This window comes from Lichenicoccus sp., assembly GCF_965277665.1.
In the GTDB taxonomy this organism is placed as follows: Bacteria; Pseudomonadota; Alphaproteobacteria; order Acetobacterales; family Acetobacteraceae; genus Lichenicoccus.
In genome coordinates, this window is record NZ_OZ255835.1 from 2453788 (window position 1) to 2470660 (window position 16873).

Consider the following 16873-nt stretch of genomic DNA (forward strand, 5'->3'; position numbering starts at 1 on the left):
GTGACTGGGCCGGCCACCGACACCCGGTCCCGCCGCAACATCCTCGCCTTATTGGCGGCCGGCCGGGCCTGGCTGTTCCTGCTCGTACTGCTGGTCGTCTTCGAGATCTGGTCTCGCGCGGCCTATGGCGGCAGCTTCGTGTTCAACGCATTCAACCTGCGCTCGGTGGCGGTGTTCGCGGTGGCCCCGGTGCTGCTCGGCCTCGGCCAGACCCTGGTCATCATCTCGGGCGGCATCGACCTCTCGGTCGGCTTCACCATGGGGCTGGCGGCGGTGATCTCGGCGCACGTCGCCAACAGCATCGGCACTGTCGCCGGCGCGCCGCTGGGGCTGCTCGCCGGCATCGTCGCGGCCCTGGCCGCGGTGATGCTGCCCGGCTGGATCAACGGGCTGCTGATCGCGCGGCTGCGGGTGCCCCCGTTCATCGGCACGCTGGGCATGTACGGGGTGGCGCGGGGTGCGGCCTACCTGATCGCCGGCGGCACCACGGTTCCGGTCGAGAACGCGTGGCTGAACTGGCTCGGCAACGGCACCATCGCCGGTGTCCCGGTGGTGGTGCTGGTGGCACTCGTGGTGGTGCTGGTGGTCCACTACCTGCTGTCCGAGAGCCTCTTCGGCCAGTACACCTACGCGATCGGCGGCAACCGGGCGGCGACGCTGCGTGCCGGCGTCAATGTCTCGCGGGTCACCGTGCTGCTCTACATGCTGTCGGCGCTGACCGCCGGCATCGACGGCATCCTCTATACCGGACGTTTCGCCGCAGGCGCCCCGCAGGCCGGCGAACCGCTGCTGCTCGACAGCATCGCCGCCGTGGTGATCGGCGGCGCCAGCCTGTTCGGCGGCTCCGGCACCGTCACCGGCACCATCATCGGCGCACTGATCATCGCGGTGATCCAGTACGGGCTGGTGTTCCTCGATGTCGAGCCGTTCTGGCAGTTCATCGCCGTCGGCATGGTCATCATCATCTCGGTGCTGGTCGACCAGAGCCAGCGCCGCTTCGGCGGCGGCCGCCAGGAAGAATGACGGCCATGGGTGACATCAAGGCGGATCCAGTCCTGGAAACCCGGGGCCTGTCGAAGCGCTTCGGCGGCGTGCATGCGCTGGAGCGGGTGGACTTCACGCTGCGCGCCGGCGAGGTGGTGGCGCTCGCCGGCGACAACGGCGCCGGCAAGTCCACCTTCACCAAGATCATCTCCGGCGTGTTCCAGCCGAGCGAGGGCGAAATCCGCTATTGCGGGCAGATGGTGTCGTTCGACGGCCCGCAGGCCGCGCGCACCCAGGGCATCGAGACCATCTACCAGGACCTCGCACTCGCCGATAACCTCGATATCGGCGGCAACGTGTTCCTCGGCCGCGAACTGAAAACCCGGTTCCTCGGGCTGCCGCGCATCGACCGCAAGCGCATGCGGGACGAGGCGGCGAAGGCGCTGGCGGTGCTCGACGTGCACCTGCACCAGCTCGACCGCCCGGTGCGGGCGCTGTCCGGCGGGCAGCGCCAGGCGGTAGCGATCGGGCGCGCGATCTACTGGGACGCGCGCGTTCTGATCATGGACGAGCCGACGGCCGCTTTGGGCGTGCCGGAGCAGCGCCGCGTGATGGAGCTGATACGCGGCCTGCGCGACAAGGGCATCGGCGTCATCTTCATCTCGCACAACCTCGCCGACATGTTCGCCGTCAGCGACCGCATCGTGGTACTCAGGCGCGGGATCGTGGCGGGCGAGCGCCAGGTGGGCGCGGTCGATCCCGAGGAGATCGTGCGCATGATGGTGGGCTAGGGCAGCATCCGATCACTTGGAATCGCTTTGCGATCCCATGTGATGGATAAAGCTGCTCTATCAAACGACAAGCTGAGCATGATCGATCGGATCATGCTCTAGTAGTGTCTGCTGCGGGGAAAACGGGCATGTCCCTCTACGACCGCTTCGAGCAGGCGATCATGCTGGTGCTCACGGTTGCCGTCGTCGTGCTGGTGGCGCTCTCCACGTTCCACCTGGTCGCCTCGGTGGCCATGCTGGTGATCGACGACCGCCTCAATCCGGCCGATCCCGCAACCTTCCAGCGCGTCTTCGGGATGTTCTTCACGGTGGTCATCGGGCTCGAGTTCAAGCACTCGCTGGTGACCTCCGGCGGCCTGGAGAGCGTGGTGCGGGCGCGGTCGATCATCCTGATCGGCATGCTCGCGACGGTCCGCAAATTCATCGTGCTCGACCTCGCCACCGTCGACGCACTGGAGCTGTTCGCGATCGCGGCCGCGGTGCTGTCGCTCGGCGTGGTCTATTGGCTGGTGCGCGACCAGGACGGCAAGATCGCCGTCATGAAGGCGACCCGGCACACGGCCGAGCAGCATGCCCTGGGCCCGGCTATGGAGGAGCACGTCCGCCATCCCTGACCGAGGTCCGCCACCCGTCACCGGGCTGCCGGGGACAACGTCCATAGCAGCGACATCTAGCGCCAGAGCGCCCCGGCCGCGTCCTCGGCCTCGGGCTCCTCGCCATCCGGCGGCAGCTCCAGCAGGGATGCCGGGTCGGTCGCATTCTGGACCGCACCCGGCGCCTCGATCCCGCGCAGCTTGCGCGCCACCACGCGGGTGCGCCGCCTGGCTTCCTCGATCGAGCTCGACATCGCCGAGGCGTTGCGCCCGAGCCGCTCCAGCACGCCGTCCATCTTGACCATCTCCTGGCGGGTCGCGCCGAGCAGCTGGCTGATGATCTCGGTCTTCTCCTCCAGCGCCAGCGTCACATAGCCGAGATGGATGGTGCGCAGCAGCGCCGGGATCAGGCTCGGGCCCATCACCATGACGCGCTGCATGCGCCCGATCTCGTCGATCAGGCCGGGCACGCGCGCGATCTCGGCATACAGCCCGTCGGTCGGCAGGTAGAGCACCGCGAACTCCACCGTGACCGGCGGCACGATGTATTTGGCAGCGATCTTGCGCGCCTCCAGGCGCACCAGCTGTTCAAGCGCGCGACGCGCGGTGCGCTCGCCATCGGCATCGACCTGCTCGACCGCCTGCAGCAGACGCTCGTAGGCCTCGGTGGGAAACTTGCTGTCGATGGCGAGCAGCGGTCGCGCGGCCCCCGGGCTGCCGCGCATCGGCATGCGCACCGCGAACTCCACCACCTCGGCGCTGCCCGCTGTGAGCCGGCAGTTGCTCTCGTAGGCGCCGGTCGGCAGCACGTCGTCGAGGATCGCGCGCAGCTGCGCCTCGCCCCAGCCGCCGCGCGTCTTGACGTTGGAGAACAGCCGCTTGAGGTCGCCGATCTGCGCGGTCATCGCCGCCACCTCGCCCATCGCCTTCTGCACCGCGCCGAACTGCTCCAGGACGCGCTGGAAACTGGTCTGCATCTGCTTCTCGACGGCGGCATGCAGCTGTTCGTTCACCGAGGCCTGGATCGCGGCGAGCCTGGTCGCCGACTGCTCGGACATCTCGCGCAGCGCATTGGCCATCGCCACCCGCGCCTCGCCCTGCTCGCGCGCCATCATCGTGGTCAGCGTGCCCAGCCGCTCGCTGACGTCGTTGCGATTCTGCTCGATGCGGCTGACCAGGATGCGTTCGATCTCGGCAAGCCGGAACGACGTCCGCTCGGCGTCGCCGGCGCGCGCCGCCTGCTCGCGTTCGGCCAGCACGCCCAGCCGGTGCAGCAGCCGGGCGGCCTCGCGCGGCGCGGGATCGTGCAGCGCACGCAGCACCAGCAGGCAGGCCGCGAAGCTGGCGACGGCGGCCAGCAGCGCCAGCAATACGGCAACGGACATCGGTCTGGCTGCAGCCTTTCGCCTCGCATCGCGGCATGGTCCCGCCGGGTTCAGCCGCGTTCGCCAATCGGCGGGATTGGATTGCCTTGAAGTCAATTGACGCCATGCCTATAGTAAGGCCGCCATAGGATCAATGTTCGTCATGCATCCGCCCGCCATCGCCCGGCTGAACGCCAATCTCGACCCGGTCTCGATGGCCGAGCCGGTGACCCAGCAGGAAGCGGAGGCGATGCTGCGTGCCGCCTTCAACCTGTTCCAGCGCTGGCAACTCGATGCGCAGCAGAGCCGCCGCCTGCTGGGCTCGCCGAGCGAGCGCACCTTCCAGCGCTGGAAGGCCGGCGACGTCGCCACCATCCCGCACGACACGACCTGCAGGCTCGGCGACCTGATGGGCATCCACAAGGCGCTGCGCTACCTGTTCACCGATCCGCAGCGCGGCTACGACTGGATACGCAAGCCGAGCCCGGCCTTCGGGGGCTATTCCGCCCTCGATCGCATGCTGCAGGGCGCGCCGACCGACCTTGCCGCGATCCGCGCCTATCTCGATGCGGAACGGGCGAGCTGGTAGCAGACGCCCCAGGAACCAGAGCATTATGGCCCTGCGCCTGCGCTGGAAGAAATCGCACCGCATCATCCGCACGGTCTATCCGACGGTGCACCTGTTCGAGGATATCGCCGATCCGGCCGACTGGGACAGGATCGCGCGCGCCGAGGCCCGCAGCAACCCGCGCCTGCGCGACGAGATCGGCAACCTGGCCCTGGTGCCGGTGCATAGACGGGTCAGCGGCAGCACCGCGACCCTGGTGATGGGCGCCTTCACCCATGCCTCGCCGCTGCGTCCGAGCCGGTTCTCCGATGGCAGCTTCGGCGTCTGGTATTGCGGCGACCGCTTCGAGGTGGCACTGGCCGAGACCGCCTTTCATTTCGAGGCGTTCATGCGCGCGACCGGCGAGCCGGCGGCCGACGCGGATTTCCGCGAGCTGCACTGCGCGATCTCGGGCAGCGTGCACGACCTGCGCAAGGCCGACCCGGAGCACACCCTGGTGCCGGACGACTGGAGCGCCGGCCAGCGCCTCGGCCGCCGGCTGCATGACGAGGCGCTCGATGGCGTCGTCTATCCGAGCGTGCGCTTTCCCGCCGGCATGGCGGCCGGGCTGTTCTGGCCGAACTGCGTGACCCTGCCGGTGTTGCAGGCGCGCCAGTTCCGCTACCGCTGGGACGGCGGCCGCATGACCGCCTGGTTCGAGCACGGCACCCGGGACTGGGTCTCGTACGAGCCGGCGGCGTGACCCAGGTTTCAAAGACCAGACCGTGAGCACTCCCGACTTCCTGCCGGGCTTTGCGACCCATCGCATCGAGACCGAATCGGCTGTCTTCATCCATGCCCGCAGCGCCGGACATGGACCGCCCGAGCGCCTGATCGGCGCCGAGACCGCGTTCTTCCTGGGCCGCCAGCTGCATACGCAGAGCAGGACCGAAGGCGTGCCGTCCGCGGCGCTCGCGGCCGAATATCTGCGCTGCTATTCCGCTCCCGGCACGATCCACTCGGCCTGCGAGGACTACCGCGCCGCGGCCAGCATCGATCTCGGCCATGATCGCGCCGACGACGCGGCCAGGCGCCGCATCGGCGCGCCGCTGCTGGCGCTGTGGGGCGACAAGGGCACCGTCGGCGCGCTCTACGACGTGCCGCAGACCTGGCGCGAGAAGACCGCGTCGCCCGATCTCGTCACGGGGGCCGCGCTGCCGTGCGGGCACCTGCTGCAGGAGGAGCAGCCCGACGCGCTGCTTGCGCACCTGTTGGCGTTCCTCGCCGGGTGAAGCCGCCCGGCCTCGATATCAGCGGCCTGACCCTGGCCTACGGCGCCCAGACCCTGTTCCGGGATCTGGCACTCGGCGTGCCGGCCGGACGGTTCATGGTGATGCTGGGGGCCAGCGGCGTCGGCAAGAGCAGCCTGCTGCGGGTCGCGGCCGGGCTCGCTAGCCCGATGGCCGGATGCGTCACGGCCACCGACGGGCAACTCCTGCAGGGGCGCATCGCCTGGATGGGGCAGCAGGACCTGCTGTATCCCTGGCTCACCATCCTCGACAACGTCATGCTCGGCGCGCGGCTGCGCCGGCAGCAGCAGGACCGCCGCCGCGCCCTGGATCTGCTGGAGCGTGTCGGGCTCGGCGGCCGTGCCGGCTCGCTTCCGGCCGAACTGTCCGGCGGCATGCGCCAGCGCGCGGCGCTCGCCCGCACGCTCTACGAGGACCGCCCGATCGTGCTGATGGACGAGCCGTTCTCGGCGCTGGACAGCATCACCCGCACCCGCGTGCAGGACCTCGCGGCAGGCCTGCTCGTCGGCCGCACCGTGCTGATGATCACCCACGATCCGCTGGAGGCGTGTCGCATGGGCCAGCTCCTGGTGGTGCTGTCGGGAACGCCCGCAACATTGACCGCGCCGGTGGCACTCGCGGGCGATGCGCCACGGCCGCCGGACGATGCCGAGGTGCTGCGCATGATGGGCCGGTTGCTGCGCGTGCTGAGTGCCGCCGCCTGATGCTGAGATCAGCCAGCCGTCCGCTGCTGACCCTGATCGGCCTGCTGGCGGTCTGGTGGGCGGTGAGCCGGACCAGCGGCATTCCTGCCTACCTGCTGCCCGATCCGGGGTCGGTGGCGGTCGCACTCTGGCAGCAGCGCGGCCTCCTGCTCTGGAGCACGCTCACCACGCTGACCGAGACCGTGCTCGGCTTGTCGATCGGCACCCTGCTCGGCGCGGCCGCGGCACTCGCGATGGTGTTCTCGCCGCTGCTGGCACGCTGGCTGATGCCGCTGCTGCTGCTCAGCCAGGCGGTGCCGGTGTTCGCGCTCGCACCGCTCCTGGTGTTGTGGTTCGGTTTCGGCATCGCATCCAAGGTGGTGATGGCGGTGCTGGTGATCTTCTTCCCGGTCACCGCCGCGTTCGCCGACGGCCTGCGCCGCGTCGCACCCGGCTGGCTCGACCTCGCGCGAACCATGGGCGCGTCGCCATTCGCCGTCCTGCGCCATGTGCGGCTGCCGGCGGCGATGCCGGCCTTCGGCTCCGGACTGCGCGTCGCCACCGCGATCGCGCCGATCGGCGCGGTGATCGGCGAGTGGGTCGGCGCCTCCGCCGGCCTCGGCTACGTCATGCTGAACGCGAACGCACGCATCGAGACCGACGTGATGTTCGCGGCTTTGTTCGTGCTGGCGTTGATGACCGTCCTGCTCTGGACCCTGGTCGACCGGCTGCTGCGCCGGCTGCTGTTCTGGGTGCCCGAAGCATGAGACGGCCTCTGAGCCGGAGGTTCAGTCGCCGACGGTCACCACGATCTTGCCGACCTGCTCGTTGGATTCCAGGTAGCGGTGCGCCGCCACGATCTCGTCGAAGCGGAAGAAGCGGGCGATCACCGGCTTGAACCGGGCCGCGGCGAGGCCGTCGAGCACGAAGCGCTTGCCGGCCTCCAGACGCGCGGGGTCCCGGCTGATCTCGAACAGCGTATAGCCGCGCATCGTCAGGCCCTTGCCCAAGGCTGCGAACAGCGGGAACGGCGTCGGATCCGGGCTCAGCGCGCCGTACTCGAACAGGATGCCACCCGGGGCCAGCGCCGCCGCCAGCTTTTCCACCGTCGGGCCGCCGACCGGATCGAACGCGATCCGGGCCCCCTTGCCGTTCGTGAGCCGGTTCACCTCGGCGATGAGGTCCTGCTCGCCGGTGCGGATGACCGGCACGCCGGGCACCGCCTGCTCGAGTGCCGCCTGCTTGGCGCCGCTGCGGGTGAGCGCGATCGGCTTGGCGCCGGCGGCGGCGCAGATCTGGATGGCGGCAAGTCCGACACTGCTCGACGCGGCTGGGACCAGCACGGCGTCGCCCGCGCGCAGCTCGGCAATATCCACCAGCGCGCCCCAGGCGGTCAGGTACTGCATCCAGCAGGCGGCGGCGTCGGTGAAGCTCAGGCTGTCTGGATGCGCCACCACGGCGTGCACCGGCGTGATCACCTCCTCGCCGTACATGCCGTATTGTGCCATCGAAAAGGCCGGAATCGTGCTGACCGCCTGTCCGGGCGCAAACCCGGTGACGCCGGGTCCGATTGCATCGACCACGCCGGCGGCCTCGTAGCCCAGGCCCGAAGGCAGTTGCGGGGCCTCGAGATACTGGCCGGCGCGGAACATCGCTTCCGCCCGGTTGAGGCCGATGGCGCGCACCCGGATGCGCACCTCGCCTTCGCCCGGAGCGCGGGACGGCAGGTCCTCGATCCGCAGGACCTCCGGGGCGCCGGTTTCATGGAAGCGGACAAGGCGGGGCATGGCGATCTCCTTCGATGAGCGTGCCGGTTCTCGCGCCGGCTCCCGCAACCGCGCAACGCCTGCAGGCCGCCTATCGGATCACGAGCGGGTGCTTCACGCAGCGGTGCTCGACCAGGGCGCCGGTTTCCACGGCCTCGGTCGAGCCCCATCTTACCTGTCGTTGCACAGGAGGATGCCCAGATGATCGAACACCGGCCGTTCACCGGTCTCGGCGGCGCCGACCATGGCTGGCTCAAGGCCCGGCACCATTTCTCGTTCGCGAGCTATGCGGACCCCGCGCGCATGGGCTGGGGCGCGATCCGGGTGTGGAACGACGACGAGATCGCACCGCAATCGGGCTTTCCGCCGCATCCGCATTCGGACATGGAGATCATCACCTATGTCCGCGACGGCGCCATCACCCACCAGGACAGCCTGGGCAACACGGGTCGCACCGAAGCCGGCGACGTGCAGGTGATGTCGGCCGGGTCCGGCGTGCGGCACGCGGAATACAACAGGGAGGACGCGACCACACGCCTCTTCCAGATCTGGATCCTGCCGGATCAGCGCGGCGGCGCGCCGTCCTGGGGGGCACGGCCGTTTCCGAAGACCGACCGCTCCGGCCGCTTCGTGACGCTGGCGAGCGGCTATGCCGACGATGCCGAGGCGTTGCCGATCCGCGCCAGCGCCCGGGTCATGGGGGCAACCGTCAAGGCGGGAGAACGGGTGGCGCTCGACCTCGATCCGGCCCGGCACGTCTATCTGGTCACGGCACGCGGCAGCGTCGAGATCGACGGCACCAGGATCGCAACCCGCGACGGGGCGGCGATCACCGGCAGCGAGAGGATCGAGATCGTGGGCGTCGAGGATGCCGAGATCGTGCTGGTGGACGCGGCCTGAGCCGGCCCGCTGACTTGTTGGGCAAATGCAACCGTCACGCCGCTGGGATGTTACCCTTCGGTCTCTCCACCACGAGCGACGCGTGGTGGCAACCCTGTGCCGGAGGTAACCCCATGCTGATCGTTCTATGCCTGTTCCTACTTATCGTTCCCACGGTCGCTGTCGCCATACTCGGGAAATAGGCTCTCGGGAAATAGGCACTCGGGAAGTAGATCCCGCCAGGCTGGCGCCCCGACCGAACGAGGCGCCAGCTTTGGTGCAGCGCGGTCCCTGCGTCAGTGCTGGGTCCAGCCGGTATAGCTCGCCACCGTTGCCGCGGTGATCAGCTTCGGCGCCATCAGCGTCACCTTCCGGGCCGGCGGATGCCCGTTTGAGATATCGACGGCCGTCTTGAGGGCGAGCTTGCCCATCGTATAGGGATCCTGCGACGCCGAGGCCTTGATCTGGCCGTGGCTCTCGATCGCCTGCACGATGTCAGGCGCGCCATCGACCGACGTGAACACGATCCCGTCGCGGTGCGTCTGCTTGGCGGCCAGGCTCGAGCCGATCGCCTGCGGATCATTGATGGTGAACACGCCGGCGAGATCCGGATAGCGGATCAGGTAGCCCTGCATCACCGACATGCCGCCCTCGCGCGAGCCCTTGCCGTCCTGGTCGCTCGACAGCAGCTTGATGTCCGGCGACTTGGCCAGCGCCTGCTTGCAGCCCTTGACCCGATCGGTCACCGCCGACACCTGCGGCCCGTTCTGGATGATGACGTTGCCCTTGCCGCCGATATCCCTGGACAGCTCCTCGCAGGAGATGCGTCCGGCGGCGACGTTGTCGGTCTCCACCGTGGCATCGGCGCCGGTGGCGGCCACGTCGGCGGCGACCACCACGATGCCGGCCTTCTGCGCCCGCTTGATCGCCGGCAGGATCGCGTTCGGATCGACCGCGTTCAGCACGATCACGTTCACCCCCGAGGCGATGAAATTGTCGATCTGGGTGAACTGCTTGTTGAGGTCATAGTCGGCTGACACCGCGACCACGCGCGCGCCGGGATTGATCGCCTTGGCCTCGGCGGTGACGCCCTTGGTCAGGGCCACGAAATACGGGTTGCCGAGCGAGCCGAGCGTGACGCCGACGCTCTCGAACTTGGCGGCCATGGCGGGCTGCACGCCGGCGAGGCCGAGGGCAGCGGTCGCGGCGAGCAGAAGGGTCCGGGACATGTTGTGTTCCTTGCAGTCGGTCGAAGGTTGAAGTGGAAACGCTATGATCGCGGCAGGGTCAGGTGCGCGCGCCGCCCTGCTGGCGGAAACGATCCAGCGCCACGGCACCGATGATCACCAGCCCCTTGACGATGAACTGCCAGATGTCAGAGACGCCGAGCAGGATCAAGCCGTTCGACAGCACCGCGATGATCAGCGCGCCGATCAGCGTGCCCCAGATCGAGCCGATGCCGCCGACGAACGACGTGCCGCCCAGGATCACCGCCGCGATCGCGTCGAGCTCGTACGACTGGCCGAGCTGCAGCCCGTTCGCAGCATAGAGCCGGGCCGACGACATCACCCCGCCGAGGCCGGCGAGCAGACCGGACAGCGAATAGACGAACATCAGGATCAGCGGCACGTTGATGCCGGACAGCCGCGCTGCCGCCGGATTGCCGCCGACCGCATAGATGCGCACCCCGAGCACGGTGCGTTTCAGCACGTACCAGGAGGCCACGATCACCGCGACGGCGATGATCGCGAGCCACGGGATCGAGACGCCCGGCAGGATGGTCAGGCCGTCATTGCCGATCCAGGCATAGGACAGGTTCGGATTGAAGATGGTGTTGTCCGCCCCCATCAGGCGCGCCAGGCCGCGTACCGCGGTGAGCGAGCCCAGCGTCACGATGAACGGCGGCAGCTTCCCGTAGGCGATCAGCGCACCGTTCAGGCCGCCGATGACCAGCCCGACCAGCAAACACACCGGCACCGCGAGGGCGCCCCCGATCGGCCACAGCGAGGCGATCAGCGCGCCCATGGCCGATGCCGCCAGGATCGAGCCGACCGACAAATCGATGCCGCCGGTGAGGATCACGAAGGTCATGCCGGCGGCCAGCACGCAGTTGATCGAGGCCTGCTGCGCCACGATGGACAGGTTCTGGCCGCTCAGGAAGCGATGGCCGCCGAACAGGTGAAAGCCGATCGCCAGCAGGATCAGCACCGGCAGCATGCCGGCGGCCTGCAGCGACGAGCGCAACCGGACCTGTTTCGCCGACAGCCCGGCGCCCCCGACGGGCGCATCCGTCGTGGCGGCGTTCGAGGCCGGCGGCGGCACCGCCTTGGTGGGGGTTTCGGTCTCGGTCGGCTGCATCGGCGTTGTCCTAGGCCGCTTCCATTCCGGCGGCATATGCCATGATATTCTGCTGGGTGATCGCCTCGCCGCCCGCACCACCGACGCTGCCGACGATCGAGCCCTCGCGCATCACCAGCACCCGGTCGCAGATGCCGACGATCTCGGGCAGCTCCGACGAGATCACCAGGATCGCGATCCCCTTGCGCGCGAGCTCGTCGATGATGCGGTAGATTTCTGATTTCGCGCCGACATCGACGCCGCGTGTCGGCTCGTCCAGGATCAGCACCTTCGGCCCGGTCTCGAGCAGCCGGGCGAGCAGGATCTTCTGCTGGTTGCCGCCCGAGAGGCTGCCCACGGTGACCAGCGGACTGGCAGCGCGCACACGCAGGTTGCGGAACGCGTCGTTGGCGCGCTGGGCCGCCCGCTTCAGGTCGAGCGCCACGCCGCCCTTCGCGTCACGCGCGATCACGCCGAGATTGATGTTGGCGCCGCACGACATGTCGAGGAACAGGCCGAGCGCCTTGCGGTCCTCGGTGAGATACGCGATCCCCTGCTCCAGCGCCTCGGCCGGGCCGCTGACGGTGATCGGGGAGCCATCAAGCTTCACTTGACCACCCACCGCGCGGTCGGCGCCGAAGATCAGCCGCGCGAGTTCGGTGCGCCCGGCGCCGACCAGCCCCGCCAGCCCGAGCACCTCGCCGCGGTTGATCGAGAACGAGCATGGCTTCACCCGGCGCCCGCCATCGGTCAGGCCCTCGACCTCCAGCACCAGATGCGGGTGCACCACGTCCGGATCGTGCTCCTTGGTGTAGAAGCTCGACAGGTCGCGCCCGACCATCATGCGCACGATGGCTTCCGCGTTGATCTCGTGCCGTCCGAGGTCGCCGGCATAGCTGCCGTCGCGCAGCACGGTGACGCGGTCGGCGAGTTCGTACACCTCGGCCATGCGGTGGCTGATATAGATGATCGCGATGCCCTCGGAGCGCAGCTGCTTGACCAGCCGGAACAGCCGGTCGGTCTCGCGCGAACTGAGCGCCGTAGTCGGCTCGTCGAGCACCAGGATGCGCGACTTGCCATGCAGGGCGCGCGCGATCTCGACCATCTGCTGCTCGGCGATCGACAGCGTGCCGACCAGCGATCTGGGGTTGAAGGGAGCACCGAGCCGTTCCAAGACCGGCGCGCACTCGGCCTCCATGGTGCGGCGGTCGATGCGCCCGCCGGCATGGCTGATCTCGTCGCCGAGATAGATGTTCTCGGCCACCGTGAGGTTCGGGGCGAGCGCCAGCTCCTGGTAGATGATTGCAATCCCAGCCCGCTTGGCCGAGTGCGGGCCGTCGATCTGTATCGGCTTGCCGTCGATCAGGATCTCGCCGCCGGGATCGGCGCGGTGCGCGCCGGACAGGATTTTCATCAGCGTGGACTTGCCGGCGCCGTTCTCGCCCATCAGCGCCATGATCTCGCCACCCCAGGCCTTGAGCCTGACGTCGCGGAGTGCCTTCACCCCGGTGAAGGTCTTGGAGATGCCACGCATCTCGATGGCCGGCACCCCAGAAGCGGTGCCGGCTGGATCATAGCTGGACTGGTCCACGGTCGTGCTGTCCACCGGCTCGCTCCTCCCGAGGAGCTTGTTTGTTCCACTTATTGAAGCCGCTGGGCGGGGCGGATGCAAGTGGGCGGCCGAACGCGGGTGATGGGTTGCGCACGCCGAATGCCAACCCATTATACTACCGATCGGTAGATTAAGGAGGACAGCTATGGCTAAGCTTGATGGCAGGGTTGCGATCGTCACCGGGGCATCGAAGGGCATCGGGGCCGGCATTGCACTGCGGCTGGCGGCTGACGGCGCAAGCGTCGTCGTCAATTACTCACGGAGTGCGGACGCCGCGGAGCATCTCGTGACGACGATCAAGCGGGCCGGCGGGCATGCGACGGCCGTGCAGGCCGACATCTCGCAGCCGGACCAGATCAAGGTCCTGTTTGAGAAAACGACTGCCGCGTTCGGCCATGTCGACATTCTGGTCAACAATGCCGGCATCTACGAATTCGGCGACCTCGCCAGCATCACGCCAGACTCGATCGACCGGCAGTTCGCATTGAACGTCAAAGGCCTGATCCTCGCGACACAGGCGGCCGCACAGGCCTTCCCGGCGACGGGCGGCGTGGTGGTCAACATCTCGTCCGGCGCCGGCGTCACGCCGATCGCGCAGGCTCAGGCCTACAGTGCCACCAAGGGCGCGGTCGACAACCTGACGCGCTCGCTCGCCCTCGAACTCGGGCCTCGCAAGATCCGTGTTGTCGGCGTCGCCCCGGGTCTCACCGCAACGGAAGGCACCAGCGGCATGGGCGAGGAAGGTGCGGCTCCGTTCATCGCGCGCACGCCGCTCGGCCGCATCGGGCAGCCGGCCGATATCGCCGCAGCCGTCGCCTTCGCCGTGTCGGACGAGGGCGGCTGGATCACCGGCGAGACGCTGCAGGTCGGTGGCGGCTTGCGGCTCTAGAGCCTGATCGTCTCAGGCTGAACCAGCCTGAGACGTGAACCAGTCTATAGATCAATCTGGTAGAGCAAGTTTACCGGCTCAACTTGAGCCGGTCTTGCTCTAGCACGACAAGCCGGCGCGGTTTTGGGTGAGGGTGGTCAGGAGTTTGAACCGCCCTCACCGTCCGGCCGCGCGCCGTCCGGGCGCGTTCCTAGGACAGGTGATGCACCTCGCCGAGGCCGTAGACCGGCGTCGGGATGCCCTCCTGCCGCGCCTTGAGCTGCAGCGCCAGATACAGCGAGTAGTGCCTTGACTGGTGCAGGTTGCCGCCGTGGAACCACAGCGCCTCCTGCTGCGTCGGCTTCCACATGTTGCGTAGTTCGCCCTCCCACGGTCCCGGGTCCTTGGTGGTGTCGGAGCCGAAGCCCCAGCATTTTCCGACCTTGTCGGCGACCTCCTGGCTGATCAGCCGCGCCGCCCAGCCATTCATCGAGCCGTAGCCGGTGGCATAGACGATCAGGTCGGCCGGCAAGTCGGTGCCGTCGGTCAGCAGCACCGAGCGCTCGCGGAGCGCTTCCACGCCGACGCGGCTGTGCAGCTTGACGCTGCCGTTGGCGATTAGCTCCGACGCGCCGACATCGATGTAGTATCCCGACCCGCGACGCAGGTATTTCAGGAACAGCCCGCTCTCGTCGTCGCCGAAATCCAGCAGGAAGCCGGCACGCTCCAGCCGCGCGTAGAACTCGGCGTCGCGCTCGCGCATCGCCCGGTACACCGGGATCTGGAACTCGTGCATGATCCGGTACGGCAGGGAGGCGAACACGAGGTCGGCCCGCTCCGTGGTCATGCCGTCGGCGACCGCATCCTCCGAATACAGACTTTTGAGAGCCAGCTCCATCAGGCTGTCCGAGCGCGCGATCATCGTGGACGTGCGCTGCACCATGGTGACGTCGGCGCCGTTCTCCCACAGATCGGCGCAGATATCATGCGCCGAGTTGTTCGACCCGATCACCACCGCCCGCTTGCCGCGCCAGGCGTCGCCGCCAGGATGCCTGCTGGAATGGTGCTGCTCGCCGGTGAAGCGCTCCGCGCCCGGATAGGCCGGCACGTTCGGCAGCCCCGACATGCCGGTCGCCAGCACGAGCTGCTTCGGCCGCAAGGTGATCGGGCAGCCGCGGCGCTCGACGGTCACCTCCCATTCGTGGGCCACTTCATCGAAACGCGCCGACGTGCAGACGGTGGAATGCCAGCAGGCCAGTTCCATCGTCTTCTCGTAGGCCTCGAGCCAGTCTGCGATCTTGTCCTTCGGCGCGAACACCGGCCAGTGGTCCGGGAATGGCAGGTACGGCATGTGGTCGTACCACACCGGGTCATGCAGGCAGAGCGACTTGTAGCGGCTGCGCCACTGGTCGCCGGCATTGGGATGCGCGTCGACGATCAGCGTCGGCACGTCGAGATGCCGCAGCCGTGCGCCCAAAGCGAGACCCCCCTGGCCGCCGCCGACGACCAGCACATAGGGCTGCACCGTGACCCCGAGCGACGCGGTCTCGGCCTCGCGCCGGTCACTCCAGCTCTGCCGCCCCGGCTCGACGCCGTGTGCTGCCCCCAGCGGACGGGTCCGGCCGCGCTTCTCCTCATGGCCCTTGAGCTCGCAGGCCGTGGTCAGCAGCGTCCAGCACAGCCCGTCACGCAGCCGCAGCAGACCCTTGCCGCGGGCGACCGCGATCTCGAAGGTGAACCAGGCGGTGATGACGCCATCCGCCTCGGTCGCCGGCTCGCTGAGACGCCAATGCTCGGGACGGATATGCGGCAGTACCGTATCGAGCATCGCTGCGATCTCGTCGCGGCCCTCGACGGTCTTGATGTTCCAGGTAAAGGCGACGAGATCGCGCCAGAAGCTCTCCCGGGCGAACAGACGGGCCGCCTCGGCGCCGTCGCCGCTGCGCAGCGCGTGATCGAAACGCGAAAGCCAGTCGGCGGCGGTGCGGCTCGGCGCGTCGAGCGCGGTCTCAGGCTCAAGGGTTGTCGACATGGATCGGAAATCCTCGGAGTAGCTGTTTCCCTTGGGCGGCAACGGCCAGCGCCTGCACGACCACCCGTCTTTTTGATTGAAGGCAGCATCCTCCCAATCCTGGGCAAAGAGCAATGCCGAGGCCGCGCGGCCTAGCGGGCCGAGGGCGAGGCCTTGAGCCGCTCGGTCAGCAAGCCAAGCACCCTCGCCCGGTCGACATCGAGGCAGGCGTGCACATTCGCAGCACCCGGTTGTTCGATGGTTGCTCCGCTGTCCAGCACCGCGAGGCGGATCGGCACCGGGTGGCAGACGGACGGATCAAGCAGCCATGCGACCGGAACCACGTCGAACAGCACCGGAACCGGTCCCCACGGATTGTTCGCGGCCCACTGCGCGTAGAGGGCGGCGAGCGCCCGGTCGGCAGGATCGGGCTGGCCGAAGATGTCGCGGCGCATCGCCAGCGGCAGCGCGACCTCGGTTGCGTCCAGCGGCATCAGGACAACCGCAACGCCGCTCTCGATCAGTCGCCGGAAATCGCCCGGATCCGAATGGATATTGTATTCGTTGCCCGGTGTAGCGCTGGTCGTGCCCGGAACCTTGCCATAGCCACGACGGACCGATCCGCCCATCAGGATCACCTGTCGCACGCGTCGGAAGGTTGCCGGGTCGCGTGCGATCGCCGCCCCGATCGTGCTGAGCGGCGCGATCGCGATCAGGGTGATGCTGCCGGTCGGTGCCGCACGAAGCCGTTCCAGCAGCAGCGCCACCGCATCGGGGGCCGGCGCCGCGGGTCGGGTCAACGCCCACGCCGCCTGGGTGAACCGGGTGCTGTCCGCTGTCGACGGCCCGGTGCCCACCGCGATGTCATCGCGACCGGCCTGGTGGAGGAGGCGCCGGACCAGTCGTGTCCGCAGCGTCGTGTTGCCGAAACTCGTTGTGACCGCTTCGATGCTCACCTCCGGGGCTCGCAGCAGCAGCGCCAGCGCGAAGGCATCGTCGATGTCGTCGCCGATATCGGTGTCGACGATGACAGGCTTGATCTCAGCGGCGTTCGCAACGCCGGCTGGCAGCAGCAGCGGCAGCATGGCCGCACATCGGATCGGCCATTTCAAACGCTGCGTCCCCCCG

17 protein-coding genes are annotated in these 16873 nt (G+C 68.5%); 10 read left to right on the plus strand and 7 right to left on the minus strand.

Annotation, left to right across the window (positions count from 1 at the left end):
* The 3 genes from ACQY4O_RS11330 (at position 1) to ACQY4O_RS11340 (ending at position 2389) form a co-directional block, all read left to right on the plus strand.
* On the plus strand, positions 1 to 1023 hold the full coding sequence (locus ACQY4O_RS11330; RefSeq protein WP_428376475.1) for an ABC transporter permease subunit: 1023 nt from the start codon (positions 1 to 3) through the stop codon (positions 1021 to 1023).
* Between the two features lie 5 nt (positions 1024 to 1028).
* Entirely contained in the window at positions 1029 to 1775 is a 747-nt protein-coding gene (locus tag ACQY4O_RS11335) for an ATP-binding cassette domain-containing protein (protein WP_428376476.1), read from the plus strand.
* Positions 1776 to 1903: 128 nt separating this feature from the next.
* Entirely contained in the window at positions 1904 to 2389 is a 486-nt protein-coding gene (locus ACQY4O_RS11340) for a phosphate-starvation-inducible PsiE family protein (RefSeq protein ID WP_428376477.1), read from the plus strand.
* A 56-nt stretch (positions 2390 to 2445) separates the two neighbouring features.
* On the opposite strand, the gene ACQY4O_RS11345 is transcribed toward ACQY4O_RS11340, so the two are convergent.
* Positions 2446 to 3753, minus strand: a complete 1308-nt coding sequence (locus tag ACQY4O_RS11345) for a DNA recombination protein RmuC (protein WP_428376478.1) — start codon at positions 3751 to 3753, stop codon at positions 2446 to 2448.
* 142 nt (positions 3754 to 3895) lie between these two features.
* Between ACQY4O_RS11345 and ACQY4O_RS11350 the strand changes: the two genes are divergently transcribed.
* Genes ACQY4O_RS11350 through ACQY4O_RS11370 form a run of 5 tightly spaced genes read left to right on the plus strand, consistent with a single transcriptional unit; the run spans position 3896 to position 7039 of the window.
* A complete protein-coding gene (locus ACQY4O_RS11350; RefSeq protein WP_428376479.1) occupies positions 3896 to 4321 on the plus strand; it encodes an MbcA/ParS/Xre antitoxin family protein in 426 nt (141 codons plus the stop codon).
* 25 nt (positions 4322 to 4346) lie between these two features.
* Entirely contained in the window at positions 4347 to 5042 is a 696-nt protein-coding gene (locus ACQY4O_RS11355) for an RES family NAD+ phosphorylase (RefSeq protein ID WP_428376480.1), read from the plus strand.
* A gap of 22 nt (positions 5043 to 5064) precedes the next feature.
* Positions 5065 to 5571: a hypothetical protein gene (locus ACQY4O_RS11360; RefSeq protein ID WP_428376481.1), complete on the plus strand. Its 507-nt coding sequence runs from the start codon at positions 5065 to 5067 to the stop codon at positions 5569 to 5571.
* Positions 5568 to 6293 carry an ABC transporter ATP-binding protein gene (locus tag ACQY4O_RS11365; protein WP_428376482.1) on the plus strand — a complete coding sequence of 242 codons (726 nt, stop codon included), beginning with the start codon at positions 5568 to 5570 and terminating at the stop codon, positions 6291 to 6293. The genes ACQY4O_RS11360 and ACQY4O_RS11365 overlap by 4 nt, the downstream gene beginning before the upstream one ends.
* Positions 6293 to 7039, plus strand: coding sequence for an ABC transporter permease (locus ACQY4O_RS11370; protein ID WP_428376483.1), 747 nt, complete (start codon positions 6293 to 6295; stop codon positions 7037 to 7039). Before ACQY4O_RS11365 ends, ACQY4O_RS11370 begins: the two co-directional genes overlap by 1 nt.
* Positions 7040 to 7060: 21 nt before the next feature.
* On the opposite strand, the gene ACQY4O_RS11375 is transcribed toward ACQY4O_RS11370, so the two are convergent.
* Complete coding sequence (locus tag ACQY4O_RS11375; RefSeq protein ID WP_428376484.1) at positions 7061 to 8059, minus strand: zinc-dependent alcohol dehydrogenase family protein; 999 nt, start codon at positions 8057 to 8059, stop codon at positions 7061 to 7063.
* A 180-nt stretch (positions 8060 to 8239) separates the two neighbouring features.
* Between ACQY4O_RS11375 and ACQY4O_RS11380 the strand changes: the two genes are divergently transcribed.
* Positions 8240 to 8938 carry a pirin family protein gene (locus ACQY4O_RS11380; protein ID WP_428376485.1) on the plus strand — a complete coding sequence of 233 codons (699 nt, stop codon included), beginning with the start codon at positions 8240 to 8242 and terminating at the stop codon, positions 8936 to 8938.
* A gap of 275 nt (positions 8939 to 9213) precedes the next feature.
* On the opposite strand, the gene ACQY4O_RS11385 is transcribed toward ACQY4O_RS11380, so the two are convergent.
* The 3 genes from ACQY4O_RS11385 to ACQY4O_RS11395 are packed head-to-tail and all read right to left on the minus strand — an operon-like array spanning position 9214 to position 12860.
* Positions 9214 to 10146, minus strand: coding sequence for an ABC transporter substrate-binding protein (locus ACQY4O_RS11385; RefSeq protein WP_428376486.1), 933 nt, complete (start codon positions 10144 to 10146; stop codon positions 9214 to 9216).
* Between the two features lie 58 nt (positions 10147 to 10204).
* A complete protein-coding gene (locus ACQY4O_RS11390) occupies positions 10205 to 11275 on the minus strand; it encodes an ABC transporter permease subunit (RefSeq protein ID WP_428376487.1) in 1071 nt (356 codons plus the stop codon).
* A 10-nt stretch (positions 11276 to 11285) separates the two neighbouring features.
* On the minus strand, positions 11286 to 12860 hold the full coding sequence (locus ACQY4O_RS11395) for a sugar ABC transporter ATP-binding protein (RefSeq protein WP_428376488.1): 1575 nt from the start codon (positions 12858 to 12860) through the stop codon (positions 11286 to 11288).
* Between the two features lie 151 nt (positions 12861 to 13011).
* Between ACQY4O_RS11395 and ACQY4O_RS11400 the strand changes: the two genes are divergently transcribed.
* Positions 13012 to 13755, plus strand: coding sequence for an SDR family NAD(P)-dependent oxidoreductase (locus ACQY4O_RS11400; protein WP_428376489.1), 744 nt, complete (start codon positions 13012 to 13014; stop codon positions 13753 to 13755).
* Positions 13756 to 13945: 190 nt separating this feature from the next.
* Here ACQY4O_RS11400 and ACQY4O_RS11405 read toward each other — a convergent pair whose 3' ends face one another.
* Complete coding sequence (locus tag ACQY4O_RS11405) at positions 13946 to 15766, minus strand: NAD(P)/FAD-dependent oxidoreductase (RefSeq protein ID WP_428376490.1); 1821 nt, start codon at positions 15764 to 15766, stop codon at positions 13946 to 13948.
* Between the two features lie 131 nt (positions 15767 to 15897).
* Entirely contained in the window at positions 15898 to 16830 is a 933-nt protein-coding gene (locus ACQY4O_RS11410) for a nucleoside hydrolase (protein ID WP_428376491.1), read from the minus strand.
* Positions 16831 to 16873: the final 43 nt, after the last annotated feature.